The sequence below is a fragment of the Paenibacillus sp. B2(2019) genome (genome assembly GCF_008370385.1).
Classification (GTDB): Bacteria; Bacillota; Bacilli; order Paenibacillales; family Paenibacillaceae; genus Paenibacillus_AQ.
In genome coordinates this window covers 713670-727848 of sequence record NZ_VTZR01000024.1, presented here as the reverse complement: position 1 = coordinate 727848, position 14179 = coordinate 713670, and the positions used below count along the sequence as shown (strand labels likewise).

Sequence of the window (14179 nt, the reverse complement as noted above, 5' to 3'; positions counted from 1 at the left end):
GGGAAGTGGTATGAAAATATTCGTCGTAACTGTACTCTTATTAATCTTAGTAATAGCACTGATCTTTCTGCTTGACTTCATTTCACTCTTTAGCATACAAGAAACATTTCGTAATCTAATGGCTTCTTTTCGCGTCATGAGTACCTCAGAACTCATTATCTTTAATTTCTTGATTGTAGGCACAATAACTTATTTAATGTGGCCACTGGTACAAAAATGGCTGCCACAGCAATCTCCATCATCGCAAGGTCAACCCTCCGAGCATATCGACAAAACGAAGACGAAATAGTGATCATCAACATGGATTTCGATCTTCCAGCCATATGTGGAATTAACTACCCTCCTCTATAAAAATAAAACCCATGTCTGATGACATGGGTTTTAAAATTAGCTTCTAATATGTGACGTTTAGATTGCTGATCACACTAACCAATAAATTCTTGAACCCACTCACTGTTGTAGTAACCTATTCCAATTTCAGTAAAGGAACTATTCAGGATGTTGGCACGGTGACCAGGGCTGTTCATCCATTGATTCATTACTTCTTCCGGGCTCGACTGGCCTTTGGCGATATTTTCCCCTGCTGTATTATAGGAGATCCCAAATGCCTTCATCATGTCGAACGGAGATCCGTAGGTTGGTGACTGATGGTCAAAATAATTGTTGTCGGACATATCCTGCGCTTTGGCCAAAGCCATTTTCGACAGCTCACTATTCAAACTAAGGGGTTTCAAGCCTGCGTTTGTTCTTTCTTTGTTTACCAGTTCCAACACTTTCTGCACAGATGCCGATGCATTGGTGGAGGTTTGCGGATTAGCAGAATATTGTGGGTTGGCCGATTGTTGCGGATTAGCAGTATACTGTGGCTTAGCGGAAGTTTGCGGATAAGCGGTTTGACCCCCTGTTGTACCACCTGTAGGTGGAGTAGTGCGGATAAACCCATCCAGCCATTTCGTTACATCGCCGGGTACTTGTTTAGCCTTAATCGTTGATTTCCCAGCATTCTCTGTGGAAATAGAAGACGCTTGAGTTAAGGTTGTTGTTGTAGCTGTTTTTCCAGCATGATGTCCAACCTTCGTTTGTTGAGTAGTCATTTGGTTGTTGGCAGATTGATTACCCGAACAAGCTGTAACGAGCAATAGCGCTACTATTACGATAAATGGTTTAATAACGACCCCTCCTGATTTGGCAAAGTAGTGACTTAATCGAATAAAGTTTTTGTAAAGCACGATTGAATTATTCATCTCTAATTCAAAAAAATAAAAAGCAAAAAAATCCACCAGCAACATTTGTTGCTGTGGACTTTCTGTAAGCTTATTATGTATCGAGATCGGTATTCTTGCTCACATAGAGCTCACTAGGCTGAACTTGATATCGACCGGTTTGCAGCAGCTCTGGTAAACGCCCCATCCGTTCCGCTAAACAAGAAAGACTTTGCTCATGAAAATTAGAAAGCCCCGTATGAATCCGATCTTGAAAAGGTTTAAGCCACCTTGATTCCAAGTGATCAGGGCCGAAATAAACCCCAAGCAGAGAGCCCGCCGTTGCTCCGAAGCTATCCGTATCGTTGCCTTGCATCACCTGCTTGCATATTCCATCACCAACATTGTCTGCAAATCGCAGGGTATTAATTAAGGTGCCTATTTCCTGATAAACATCACAGTGACAATAATTCGCATACTTATGGTTAATGCTCTGATACGCTTCCAGCCAGTCATCTGCATTCGCTACCATCTCAAGGCAATCTTTAGTAATCTCGTAGAATCGGCTTCTTTTAGGTACGAATTGCAGAGCCGTATTGATGATTTCAATGGGATCGCGCTGCACGTGAGCAACAGCAATCGCAGCAGCAATGAACATCGTGGAGTAAATGCCGGTCCGGCGATGAGTAAAACTTGCATCCCGCCAAGCTAGCTCAGCAGCCAGAGCAGGTTGACCAGGACAGGCATATCCGTAAGCATCTGCACGAATCGCTGCACCGCATAGTTCTGTTCCCTGCACCATAAAATCAGGCCAAGCCTCTATTTCAGAATGATTGAATAGTTCCTTATCATGTTCCAAATAGCTAATCCCTGATCGCATCAAAATAGCCCTTTCCGGCCCCCAAGTTGTACTTATCGGAAGGTGATTTAACCATAAATCCCTTAAATTTCTTTTCGTAAAACCATCACCGAATTGTTCTAGCACCATCATTCCCATTAATGTGTAATTGATATCATCATCAGGTGCTACATACCGAATTCGCCCTCGAGTCGTCTCAAACCAAGACCAATGACGACGATCCAGCGCATGGAGAATTTCTTCAGAAATGTAATCATTCAGTGGCCATTCGCCTACAGAAGTTAACGCTTGACGTAATTCCGACAAGCTGGGATTTACCTCTATCGGTTTGCCCAGCATAGAGCCACAGACTGAAGCAAGAAAACCTGCTTCTACACGTTTGGAGCTATCCTTCAGATTCAAAATCCCGACCTGACCTAGGGGTCGAGCCGGATCACATTCCCGCCATATCTCATCTAAATCGTTTGGCTCATAGTAAGGCCAGTTGTCCCTCATTGGAATAACAGCCAAGCTATGGGCGAATTCTAGATAGGCATCATAGCTTGCAGGGAGCTTTTCCAACTTAGCTAAATAACCGGAGGTTTGATGCCCCTGCTCGAATTTATTACGCAGAACTCCCTCTAATTGAAGTTTAAGAAATGTGAGTGATGGTAGCATATTGCATCTCCTTTGTCCTCGTATCTATTCACAATACATCAATATCATAAGCTTTAGAAGTAAAAGATAAATAGATAAAAAAGTATTGTTCGAATAATGATTTTCCCTTAATAATCCTTCATCCCAACACTATCGAAACTGCACAATACACTAACAACAGTCCCATCAATACATTAAATTGACTTCTATATTTAGATATCATTTTTTTGAAAAGAGAACCACACAAACACCAACAAAAAGTGCCCATATAACCGATGAAAGCAAGAATTAGAGAATAACTCAATAATCTAAAAGAGGAAGAAGGATAGGTAAGGATAAATGTTGATGTAACAGTGATTCCATATAATATCCCTTTTGGATTGATAAATTGTAAAAGCATTCCCGCAATAAAGCTATTGTGTTTATCTCCAGCTGCATCACTTTCTGGTTGTTTACTTGTAATCATTTTAACTGCTAAATACAGCATGTAGACTCCGCCTATTACAGCCATAATAGATTTAATTTGTGGAAGAAGATTATTCAAAAGTAGATTAAAGTAGGAGCATAACAATATGATTATAAAAAATCCTGTACCCACTCCTAAACAAAATTTCATTGATTTTTTGAGCCCAACTTGGTTTGCAAAACCCATTGCCATAATATTATTGGGTCCCGGAGTAAAACTTGCAACAAATGCATATAAAAACAAAGAAATAAACACTAAATGATATCTCCCCTTCCAACTTGTATGCTATAATGTATCAATCAGACGTTATAACGTACATTCGTGCGTTTTATTGTATATCACGATCGTTATAAAGTAAATGGAGACAGGAGTAATTACCGTGGAAGAAATAAATATTATTATTGCGGAAAATATAAAAAAGATAAGAAAAAGTAAAGAGTTAAGCCTGGAAAAGGTTGCGGAATTAACAGGAGTCAGCAAAACAATGATTGGTCAAATCGAAAGAGGCGAATCGACACCAACCATTACAACCCTTTGGAAAATCGCCAATGGCTTAAAAATTTCATTTTCTGCGCTGATAGATTACCCAAAGCCTGACACAAGAGTAATCTTAAGAAGTGACATTCAGCCACTGCTTGAAGATAACGGAAAATATCGAGTGTATCTATCTTTTCCATTTGAAGAAAGTAAACGGTTTGAAGGTTATACCGTGGAGATAGACAAGGGTGGATACCTTGATGCCAATTCTCATATGGAAGGTACCGAAGAATTAATCACCGTGTTTGACGGAGAATTGTCTTTCCGTGTCAATAACAATGAATACCTCTTGAAATCGGGTGATTCTATCACATTCCTCGCAGACAAACCCCATGTATATCATAATCCAGGACAAACAATGACCCGGTTAAGCATGATTTTATACTATCCCTCTTAGCAAAAAAGTCCCAAGCACTTGAGCCTTGGGATCACGTTCTCTATGATAGGGTTGCTAGATGAGCTAATATCCTTTCACAAAAAAAAAGCCATCCTTTAGAAGAACTAAAGGATGGCTTGTTCATAATGCTTAAAGCGCCGCAATCCGCTGCTGGATGCGTGGAAATAAGGCGAAGGCATTCTCGTAAAATACTTTTTCGTGGTGCTGCTCAGGGACAAGTCGGCGGACAAATTCCGCATACAGGTCAATAGGAGCGAGTGGCCAATCCGTGCCGAACAACATTTTCTCATAGTGGTCGGAATACACCAGCGCCCGGCGAAAATGATCCATGAACAGAGGTTCATTCATGAACCGTTCAAAATGAGGCCGATCACCGACCACAAGACCGGACAAATCGGCATAAACGTTTGGATTTTTGGCCACCACTTCAGCGGCATCCATCACCCACGGATCGCCAAGATGGCAGATCATAAAATTCACATCACGTCGTTGAAACGCTAATTCGTCCACGGTAAGTGGATGTGCATACTTTAGCAATCCATTCATCGAGTACGTATCACCGGTATGAATGACCACAGGCGTGCCATACTTTGCTGCCAGTTCATAGATCGGCGAATAGATTTTGTCATAAACGTAATGATGATAGTACCCGGCGTAGAGCTTAATACCAGCTACCTCGGGCGCTTGCAGCCGTGCCTCAATTCGATCCAGTTCCTCTTGTGCATCCTTTCCTCCGAGCATGTTCGGATTGATCCCCACGCATTCCATTAAGAAAGGCGGTACAGTATCCTCCAAGTCAAGGCTCATCGGATTAGGGGAAGTAGAGTCAGGGAAAGCTCCCTTCGTCTGTTCCGTGACCCCCATTCCAATGCCGAGAACAACGTCGTTCTTATCAAACTCCGCTTTGAGCCCGGCAGCAGTGTAATCAACTTTAGAGAGATCCAGTGCTGTTTGATGAAAGCTGTCGATGTCCGACAGATGAATGTGAATATCAATGATCGGCATTTAAGATCTCCTTTTCGTCAGTAGGTCTAGCAAAGGTCAGCTTCAAAAGACTGCGGATATCCTCTGAATTCAGAGCGAGTTCTCCCATGATCAGGAAGGACGGCTGTGTCCAAACGGTTTCTCCATTTAGAAGCGGAAGATGATGATGCACCCCGTGATTAAATACCTTATTGTTCACATACGCCGAGGCACTCTGATTCGGATGACTGCTCACCATATGCAGCATATCCTTACGCGAAGATGCACCAATTCGCAATAGTCCCTTGGCCTCAAGATAGGTCTCAACCGTTCCTAATAAGAACTTGCCCTCCTTGGAGAATTCCATCCATCCTTCGGCATAGACTGGCGAAGGTTTGATATAATTCTCCTCCGACAACGAATAATTCGGCAAGGTCATTCCGCTGTCATTAGTCACCGAATGCAACACACAGAGCACAGGGACGCCGGGGAGCATAAGGTAATGCTGATTAACAACAATCCCTCGGTTCTTTTCCTGCTTCTCGATCGAAGTAGTGATACGTAATCCTTTCCATACATTGCCCTGAACATCCATTTGCTCGGTCCAAGCTGCGCTTCTTGGCTCCTCCAAACGACTAAATCCACCTATGCCTGAAATACCTACACCGAGTCCACCATGCCAAGGATTCCACCAGGAACGTGGTGCTGCTTCCGGGTAGGAGCTATCCAGCCATTCTTCTCCATGGTGCTTCAGGGAATGCACAACACTGCCGAAATCAGGAGCAGCTGCAATAGAAAGAACTCCGTTGCTCACAGTGTAAATAGGACCCGCTGGTCCCTCTTCTGTGCCACAGACAACAGCTGCTGTTTCCGTTTGAGGGAACCAGAGGCCGGTTCGCTCTTGAATACGATCCTCTCCACGATAGACGACTCGAACCTTCTGTCCTGATTGGTTGTGTTCTGAAGAAGATTCTGCTTCCTCAGGTGAGAGCTCAAAGCCCGCAGAGTGCAGATTCTGCTCTCTTTGCAGCTCCATCTCAGCGACTTTCTGCTCCTCTCCTGTATCCGTTAGTACATACAGCTCGAGGCTTCCATTAAGCGGAGTCATCTTTCGTTCGATTAACTCCGCATGAAGCGCCCCCGCCGCAAACGGATTTCCACCGCCGAGCGTTAATTCAAGATGATCATCCAACACCGGTGTGATCGGATCAAGCTGCTTCCGTGCAAAGGTGCGGAAATCCGACCACTTCAGGAAAGTGTTTAAAGCGAACACCAGCGTCTTTGTTCGTACGATATCTCCAGCAGAGATTTGACCAAGATTATGCTCCAGTCCAAGTGGATACTCCGGACGAAGCAGCTTCAGCGAAGGGTCCCAGCAAACGCCGCATGTGACATTTTCTTCCTTGCTAAACAACCAATTTTCCGTAATTTGAGCGCTGTCCCAATAACTCGGATCACCCGAATAAGCATCGCCCATATCTACGTAATGACCCTGATAAGGCAGGATGAGCCGTTTGCCAAAAAATCCGAAATTCGTTAGCAGATACATATCCTCTTCTAACGTTTGGTTACTAGTATTGCGTACCTCGCTATAAAACTCAGCGATTCCGTTTGCAAAGAGCTTAGCCACTCTTTTTATCTCCAGACCTGGGAATTCATCCGATTCATAAAGAGTCTCTAGAATTTGGCCCTCTCCTTCGGAATAGATCTTTACTTCTTTAGCCTGTTTCTTCGAGAATTCTTCGGCGAATGGTTTACCTAACTTCGGATGGGTCAACCAGAAATTATGGCTCGAGCCGGGATATTCAATCCACATCCCATTGTCGTTATTATTAAGATGTACGGAGTAGGTGCCGTTTACAGCCACCCACTGATCCCCGTTTTCCCCACCAAAGCGGCCATGTGTTCCTTTCATTAGCACAGATAATTTGCTGATGAAGGACACTGCCTTCTCTCCAACCGGAACGGCCGTCACCTCAATATTCCGTGAATAAAGGCCATATGAATTTAGGGTAAAGGGTACTCGGATGGAAGCCTTACTTTTAGCTGGAACCGAGAAGCTTACTGTCCGATCCGCCCACGTCAAAAATTCTTCCTCTGGCAAATCAAAAGAAAATTCCGCTTCCGCTGCAAAATTATTCTCAACATTCAAATATAGCTCAGCGGGAAGACCCGGATACAGCTCACGTGTTGGCAACTCCATCATCATTTTCAGCGGGAATTTAGGAGCAACACCTATGCGGAACTCAGCGCGCTTGCCACCGATGATCCATTTGCTCATAACCACGGGGTGAGTCTTCTTGTCGTTTTGCTCTTCACGAATCGGATCAAGCTCGAACTCACCTTCTACGATAAGTGTTTCTCCTGGCGCGAGTGTTGGTGCAGCAGACAAGGCAAAACGAATATTTTTGTCATTTTGGCCTTTGATCTCAATAGCCAGATCAGACGCCGAACGATTCTTGATGTGATAGCGAATCTTGTAGGTGGAACCGAATACAAGATCGTGATCGTCAATCTCCGTGGAGATTTCATAGTCAGGTGTATCAAGAGCCGTCAGGCCGCGACCGGTCTTCTCGAATTCTGCACGTAAGGAGAGTTCTCCCTTTTGCCAAGTGTAATCGAAGAAATCAAAACCACGCTCCCGGCGACCATCCGGCTGAATGGGCAGTTCACGGGTACTATCTGCATACCAATCCAGCTGTTCAAAATAAGGAGCGAGTGCTTCCGTTTGCAGAACCGTCGGAATAAAGTTCATCAGATGAACGTAATCCTCATTTTTTTCCCAAAAGAATCCACATTTCTTATACATCGGTACGGCCTTCGTATTGCCTGCCCAAGTAAACAGATCAAGACGTGGCCAGCCCGCTTCAATTGTTGTGCGAACAGCGTTCAAAATCAGATTACGACCTACCTTGTATCCGTGATAATCAGGTCGTACATTCAACAGTGGGACATACAAAGCTCCTTCGTCTTGACGGTAATGAGCAAAACTGCAGAAGCCGACCACTTCCTCACCATCAACAGCGAGAAACACATTCAGATTGGACGAGATTTCCATCTCGCGGCGCACTGTATCCTCTGTTCTCTGATTGGTGCCTCCACCCCAGCTTTCGTTGCTACGGTTCCACATTTCTGCAACCGCCTTAGCGTAAGAAGGATCATATTCTATAATGCGGATTTGTTCCGCTGTAGTCTTAACAGTCATGCTCTCAGCTCCTTCTCCCTCAAATAGAGTATGTAATCGTACAAAGCTATTCTGGATAACATCCCTACAACTTTATTCAAATAACTCCTACGAGTTCTTATTATACTATTAATTGGAAGGCTGTTACGAGGTAAAAAACTCTTTCTCCTTATTTTCTACATAAAGCCACTGCCAGCAGAAAGCTGCAGAGTAAAAAAGCTGTCGAGACTCCCTCGACAGCTTCGAATCTACTCTATGAGCAGTTCTATTTAACAACTCTCCACACGATCCGCTGATCTGTTTTTCAAATTCGCGATACCTACAATACCAATCAACAACACGCAGAAAGAATAAGGAAGTGCCATATTAGCGCTGTATAAAGCTGTGCCTATAACTGGACCTATGAATGATCCTCCACCTTGAAGGGCCGCAATAAAGGAAGCAACGCTTCTTTGCTCATGGTCGTGAACCGCCATTGAAGCACCCGCACTGTAGCCAAGCAATGTAAAGCCGATGCCAATTCCCAAGAATGTAAAGTCCACATAAGCAAATCTGATAAACAATAATAAGCCTAGCAGACCCAAAGCCACAAATAATAGCCCTACGAGCAGCACTTTTTTAGGATGCCATTTGAGATATTTGCTGATCACAATTTGCGAGAGCACCACCATTACTCCCGAGATAGCCAGACCCGTTCCAATTAACTGAGTGGCTTGCTGAGTACTGTATCCAAGGCTGTCTTGCACAAAAAATCCGATAGTAACCTGCACGATATTCAGAGCAAATGATAGCAATAGTCCAATCCATAGATAGAGGCGTATCCGTTTGTCATTGGGTGAAAGTGAAATCGCCTGCCGTTCGATCTCGATATTCTTTTCTTTAGGAATAAACACTAGAAATAAAATAGCCAAGGTGAATAATAATATGGCTGCGGCGTACATTGGTGAGGTGAGTCCCAGCGAAGCCATTCCTCCGCTCATTGCAGGTCCTACTACGAAGCCAAGTCCATTGGCTGCACCGAATAATGCCATTCCCTGAGTACGGGTCTCTTTTGTACTCCAGCCCATAACATAAGCTTGTGCTAATGCCGGAATACCTCCAAAGAAAAAACCGGCGATTGCGCGAAGTATAAAGAAACTCCAAAATAGGCTTGTTTTACTCTCAGCATGTACTGCATAATCAGCCAGCAGTGCAAAAATGACTAGTGTTGCCATGTAGACGAACATAATCGAAGCGAGCAGCCATTTTCGGCTCATGAATGTTTGTTTTTCCCAGAAATATCCTCCGAGCAGCCAGCAAAGTCCCGCTACCGATACCAAACATCCTGATTGAAAATCACTAAGTCCCAAATTCCGAGCAAGCGGGCCAATAATCGGATTAAATGCGGCTATCGATATCATCCCTGTAAGTACGATTAGAAACATAATACTCAGTCTGTATTTCATGAAATTCCCTTCTCCTCTCAAGTAAACCTAAACAATATACGATTCATAATCGCTGTGTTCATGGTACTATGCTTGGAAGTCAGACCTCTACCCGTTGGCGGATTACTTTACTGGTTATCGGGATTATTAGTTGAACACAAAAAAACTGCTCCTAAGAGCAGTTTAAGTGATAGCCTTTTAATCTACCGTCCCAATATTCTCCAAGTGCAATGAACTTTCGGAGCTAACGCCCGCTTCCGTACTCAGAGTAGTAAGTGCTTGTTTAAGATCCTCTTTATTCACATACACGTATGGACTCTTCCAAAGAGATTCCACATGTAAGGAATTGATATGATCTGGTTTGAGTTTAGGGAAGTTCAACAACCATTGCTGGAGATCTGCTTGTGGAATATCAGTCTTCACATTTTCACCGATGATGTCCAATACATTCCCCCATTGGGACACGCCTTGGAAATTCCCTAGCTTATCCAGAATCTGCTTAATTACTTGCTGCTGTCGATCATTGCGCTGAAAATCGGAGGATTCAGCCGTTCCTTGATTCGATTTGCGGTAACGCACAAAATCAAGCACATGTTTGCCATCCAGCTTCTGCAAGCCCTTCTTTAAGTCGATGTTCGTCCCGTCTGCCGAATCGATATATTTCATATCCATATCGACATCAATGGTTAGCCCGCCAAGCAAGTCCACCGTCTCCTTCAGCACATCAAAATTCACCACAACCATGTGATCAATTGGCAGACCTAATAAATTGCTGAAAAACTCTTTTGTATTAGGGATAGCTTCAGTTTTATCTTTTATGTAATGGTAAGCATAATAATAATTAGCTTTGCGAGAGGGCAACGATTTAGGTTTTAGCAACAAATCCCTCGGTATAGATAAGAAACTCGTCGACTTCGTGTCAGGATTGAAGCTGACAAGCATTAGAACATCCGTATTCATTACCCCACCACCACCGTCCCGACTATCTACCCCGGCAAGCAGAAAAATCATAGGTTCAACCGATACCGTTTCCTTTTTTTCCTCTGGGGCAGCGGTTGGCTGGACGTTGACTGGAGCAGCCATGCGCTCTATCGCGTTATCCGTCTTTTTGTATAAATACCCTGCATATACTCCAATTCCGATAATCGTTGCGCCTAAGATAAGTCCGATGCTCGTCAGAATTTTACGAGTTGTTGTCCATTTGCGTTTGTTAGTCATAATTCCCTCCACTCAGTTCCAGTAGCTTTTTCAATCCGTGCTTTCATCCTTATGGACTTTCACACTTAGCACTATGCCAATCGCAATCATATTAGTAAGTAACGAGCTACCTCCATAACTAATAAACGGCAAGGATATCCCCGTCAGGGGCAGCAATCCAAGATGCATTCCGAGGTTAACAGAAACTTGAAAGATAATCATGGCGATAAACCCGGTGACAACATATGCCCCTGCACGATCCCTGCTTTCGAGTGCGATAAAGATCATTCGATAGACGAGCAATAAATATAGCATCAGCAAAATGGATGAACCTATAAAACCGTATTTTGCACCGATGACTACATAGATCGAATCGGAATACGCGTATGGAATATATCCTTTTCGCAAAAAAATACCTTCACTACCCGATAATCCACCGGAGCCAATGGCTATCATTGCGTTTTTGACATGCCAAGATTTATCGGGATCACTCTGCGGGTCCAAAAAAGCCTGAATTCGTGATAATTGATGGGGCTCGACAATCTTAGATAACAAATCGAAGTTGGCATAATAGAGCCATAGTATCGTGCCAATCGAAATAATCACCGCACCGAGGATCAAGATCATATATAGAGCACGGATGTTACCTATCCAAAGCATACTAAGCAATATGCCCGCAAAAACGAGCGCTGTACCCAAATCGGGTTGATCCATGATCAAAATAAAAGGAATTAAAAAAACGAAACAAACCGGCACTAAATCTTGAAAAAAGCGAAGTTGCTGTCCTTCTCGTTTACCCATTAGATGAGCAATGAGCAGCACCGTACATATTTTTGCCAGTTCGGAGGGCTGGAGCTGAAAGCTTCCAATACTTAACCAACGCACGGCGCCATTGAGGTTTTCCCCAACCAGCTTGACTAGCACAAGTAGACCAATACCTACGCTATAAAAGAGATATGCTAACCAGCCTAATAGAATCTTATAATCTACCAATGCGATGAATAACATGGGTATACAAAATAAAGCAAATAAATACAACGAACTGATGTAAAGACCATCTAACCGTGTATCCGTAGTCGCGCCATAAATAGCAACAGTACCAATACCAACTAGGCATGTTACGAGAAAAAGTACAGATCTGTCCAGCTTTGCAATTTTGGTGGTGAGAAACATGATACAACCTCTATTTAATTTCTGTATTTTTCTTGTTGTAAAATGAGCATCATAAATAATCCGCCTGAGCACTAATACATCTTGTTTCAAGATGAAGCTGAAGTGCAGTGGATCATAAAGTGGAATGATTATCTCAGATCAAATTTGTCCTGATACGCCTTCTTCGATAACAGCTTTAATTTATCTTCACTCAGCGTATAAATATCCAGTCCGTTCCCCGCCTCGCCCAATGACCAGCCCAGAGCGAGTTCGTTATGGCCATCATCATCGACATCATAGAATCCGGCATAATCCAGACCATACCCAAACCCCTCAACCTCCGAAATCTTTTGCCACGCTTCATTTTCCTGCCTAAGCAGCATTGCTTTTATAGAAGAACCTTTGTTTTTGCTGTACTCATATACAACTACTGCTTCGTCGATACCGTCTCCATCCATATCCCCAAAAGAGATAGCATTATCCTCTTGTCCATCCAACGGAGTTATCAATTGAGCTTTGTCGGGAAGCCATTTGATAAATTCCTGGCTCGTTTTGTCTCGCTGCAGGCTTGCTTCTGATGATGGAGGCTTAATGAGCTCTCCTGGTGTCGCCGGCACTCCGCATCCTCCGAGCAAAAGTATCGTTGTTAACATAGCACCTATTGTTATGAATTTGCTCGGCATTTGGATCATCGACTCCTCGCTTGTCCGCATATATAGTATTTTATCTGTGAAAGAGATGAAAGTGGTTATGAAATAGTTAAATTTGAGCTCTATTTATATCGGCAAGTCAAATTGGACAATCGTCCCCTTGCCTAAAATACTGCTTATTCGCAGCTCGCCATGATGCAATGTAATGATCTGTTCCGAGATGGACAGTCCTAAACCGCTGCCTGACGCCTGTTGATCCCCTTTGTAGAATTTTCGCCGCACATTCTCTAAATCCGCTTCTGCGATGCCTGACCCAGTATCTTCAATTGTAATTACAACTTTCCCTTGAACCGGATGGGCAGTAATAAGAATTCGACCTGAGGAACTAGTAAATTTGAGCGAATTATCAATGAGATTAATCATAACTTGCTTCACACGATTCTCGTCAGCTTGAATGACAGGCAGATTCTCTTCTATTTTCACTTCGAGCAAGATGCCTTGTCGGGTTGCTCTAGGGGTGAGTTGTCTGCCAATATGCTGCAACAGCACTGTTAGATCCACAGTCGTGAGGTGAATTGCGATTCTTCCGTTATCCAATTTGGAGAAATCCAATAATTCATCCACCATATGAGTTAACCTGTCACTTTCAGATTCAATGATATCAAGCCCATCATGAAACAGAGCCTGGTTACTCTCCCCACCCGCCTTCAAGGTGATTACCCAGCCTTTGATCGAGGTCAATGGCGTACGCAGTTCATGGGATACGGATGCGATAAAATCATTCTTAAGCTGTTCACTTTTCGAGATTCGACTGGCCATCATATTCAATGTATCTGCCAAGGAACCAAGCTCGTCTTGATAACGCTTTTGTACTCTTATGCTGAAATCTCCTTCGGACATTTGGTCTGCTGCCTGTTTCAGATCTTTAATGGATCTGGTTATGGTCCAAGATAGTAATAATCCAAGCAAGGTGACAATACCAATCACGAGCAAACCTACCCCGATCAGCAAAACCGCAATTTGATTAACTGTATGTATCGTTTCCGTTAAGGAGGTAATAAATCTTACTTCCCCAACGATGTTGCCTTTGGCTTGTAAAGGATAGGATACCGTAAAAATAGCTTCCTCGGTTACAGGGTCCTCACCCTTCCAACTGCCGGGCTGCCCTTTTATGGCTGCTTGCACATCCATATTATCTGTCATCGTAAAATCGCCTTGGATTCCATTAGAATCCTGCAACAGCCGACCTTCAGCATTAATAATCTGTACCTGTGCATCGGAATGGCTGGCAAAGCCCTTTAACAACCTATCCGATTGTGTCTCTAAATCCTCGTCGCTAAAATATTGCTGATAAAAAGAAGCCGACAGTTCTGCTTGATTCATCAGGGTTTGCTCTATATTATGAAAATAATAATAACGTACAGATAAATTAAGAATAATCTCAAGAATGAGCACAGTAAGACAGATCACTACAAAATAGCTTCCTACTAATCTTTTCTGAATACCCATTCT

At 43.4% G+C, this 14179-nt stretch carries 12 protein-coding genes; 2 read left to right on the top strand and 10 right to left on the bottom strand.

Annotated elements, in window-relative coordinates:
• The first annotated feature begins 10 nt into the window (after positions 1-10).
• The gene (locus PAENI_RS24585) at positions 11-289 is read left to right on the top strand and encodes a YczF family membrane protein (RefSeq protein WP_149646986.1); all 279 of its coding nucleotides are present in this window, start codon (positions 11-13) and stop codon (positions 287-289) included.
• Between the two features lie 136 nt (positions 290-425).
• Here PAENI_RS24585 and PAENI_RS24580 read toward each other — a convergent pair whose 3' ends face one another.
• The 3 genes from PAENI_RS24580 to PAENI_RS24570 all read right to left on the bottom strand — a co-directional run bounded on the left by PAENI_RS24580 (position 426) and on the right by PAENI_RS24570 (position 3418).
• Positions 426-1244, bottom strand: coding sequence for a CAP domain-containing protein (locus PAENI_RS24580; protein WP_262495712.1), 819 nt, complete (start codon positions 1242-1244; stop codon positions 426-428).
• A gap of 73 nt (positions 1245-1317) precedes the next feature.
• Positions 1318-2718: an ADP-ribosylglycohydrolase family protein gene (locus PAENI_RS24575; RefSeq protein WP_149646985.1), complete on the bottom strand. Its 1401-nt coding sequence runs from the start codon at positions 2716-2718 to the stop codon at positions 1318-1320.
• Positions 2719-2836: 118 nt separating this feature from the next.
• Entirely contained in the window at positions 2837-3418 is a 582-nt protein-coding gene (locus PAENI_RS24570) for a LysE family transporter (protein ID WP_262495711.1), read from the bottom strand.
• A 124-nt stretch (positions 3419-3542) separates the two neighbouring features.
• Here PAENI_RS24570 and PAENI_RS24565 point away from each other — a divergent pair, with 124 nt between their 5' ends.
• On the top strand, positions 3543-4097 hold the full coding sequence (locus PAENI_RS24565; RefSeq protein WP_149646984.1) for a helix-turn-helix domain-containing protein: 555 nt from the start codon (positions 3543-3545) through the stop codon (positions 4095-4097).
• A gap of 129 nt (positions 4098-4226) precedes the next feature.
• On the opposite strand, the gene PAENI_RS24560 is transcribed toward PAENI_RS24565, so the two are convergent.
• The 7 genes from PAENI_RS24560 to PAENI_RS24530 form a co-directional block, all read right to left on the bottom strand.
• Entirely contained in the window at positions 4227-5102 is an 876-nt protein-coding gene (locus PAENI_RS24560; RefSeq protein ID WP_076286532.1) for an amidohydrolase family protein, read from the bottom strand.
• Entirely contained in the window at positions 5089-8265 is a 3177-nt protein-coding gene (locus PAENI_RS24555; protein WP_149646983.1) for a GNAT family N-acetyltransferase, read from the bottom strand. Before PAENI_RS24555 ends, PAENI_RS24560 begins: the two co-directional genes overlap by 14 nt.
• A gap of 248 nt (positions 8266-8513) precedes the next feature.
• On the bottom strand, positions 8514-9689 hold the full coding sequence (locus tag PAENI_RS24550) for an MFS transporter (protein ID WP_149646982.1): 1176 nt from the start codon (positions 9687-9689) through the stop codon (positions 8514-8516).
• 177 nt (positions 9690-9866) lie between these two features.
• Entirely contained in the window at positions 9867-10886 is a 1020-nt protein-coding gene (locus PAENI_RS24545) for an LCP family protein (RefSeq protein WP_149646981.1), read from the bottom strand.
• A gap of 30 nt (positions 10887-10916) precedes the next feature.
• Positions 10917-12038: an FtsW/RodA/SpoVE family cell cycle protein gene (locus PAENI_RS24540; protein ID WP_149646980.1), complete on the bottom strand. Its 1122-nt coding sequence runs from the start codon at positions 12036-12038 to the stop codon at positions 10917-10919.
• A 128-nt stretch (positions 12039-12166) separates the two neighbouring features.
• Positions 12167-12700, bottom strand: a complete 534-nt coding sequence (locus PAENI_RS24535; RefSeq protein WP_149646979.1) for a hypothetical protein — start codon at positions 12698-12700, stop codon at positions 12167-12169.
• 93 nt (positions 12701-12793) lie between these two features.
• On the bottom strand, positions 12794-14176 hold the full coding sequence (locus PAENI_RS24530; RefSeq protein ID WP_149646978.1) for a sensor histidine kinase: 1383 nt from the start codon (positions 14174-14176) through the stop codon (positions 12794-12796).
• Positions 14177-14179 lie beyond the last annotated feature (3 nt).

Bases quoted from the DNA above. Each gene is read 5' to 3' on its own strand.
- PAENI_RS24530 (WP_149646978.1), bottom strand. From the start codon at position 14,176: ATGGGTATTCAGAAAAGATTAGTAGGAAGCTATTTTGTAGTGATCTGT.
- PAENI_RS24550 (WP_149646982.1), bottom strand. From the start codon at position 9,689: ATGAAATACAGACTGAGTATTATGTTTCTAATCGTACTTACAGGGATG.
- PAENI_RS24555 (WP_149646983.1), bottom strand. From the start codon at position 8,265: ATGACTGTTAAGACTACAGCGGAACAAATCCGCATTATAGAATATGAT.
- PAENI_RS24585 (WP_149646986.1), top strand. From the start codon at position 11: ATGAAAATATTCGTCGTAACTGTACTCTTATTAATCTTAGTAATAGCA.
- PAENI_RS24560 (WP_076286532.1), bottom strand. From the start codon at position 5,102: ATGCCGATCATTGATATTCACATTCATCTGTCGGACATCGACAGCTTT.
- PAENI_RS24575 (WP_149646985.1), bottom strand. From the start codon at position 2,718: ATGCTACCATCACTCACATTTCTTAAACTTCAATTAGAGGGAGTTCTG.
- PAENI_RS24580 (WP_262495712.1), bottom strand. From the start codon at position 1,244: ATGAATAATTCAATCGTGCTTTACAAAAACTTTATTCGATTAAGTCAC.
- PAENI_RS24535 (WP_149646979.1), bottom strand. From the start codon at position 12,700: ATGCCGAGCAAATTCATAACAATAGGTGCTATGTTAACAACGATACTT.
- PAENI_RS24545 (WP_149646981.1), bottom strand. From the start codon at position 10,886: ATGACTAACAAACGCAAATGGACAACAACTCGTAAAATTCTGACGAGC.
- PAENI_RS24540 (WP_149646980.1), bottom strand. From the start codon at position 12,038: ATGTTTCTCACCACCAAAATTGCAAAGCTGGACAGATCTGTACTTTTT.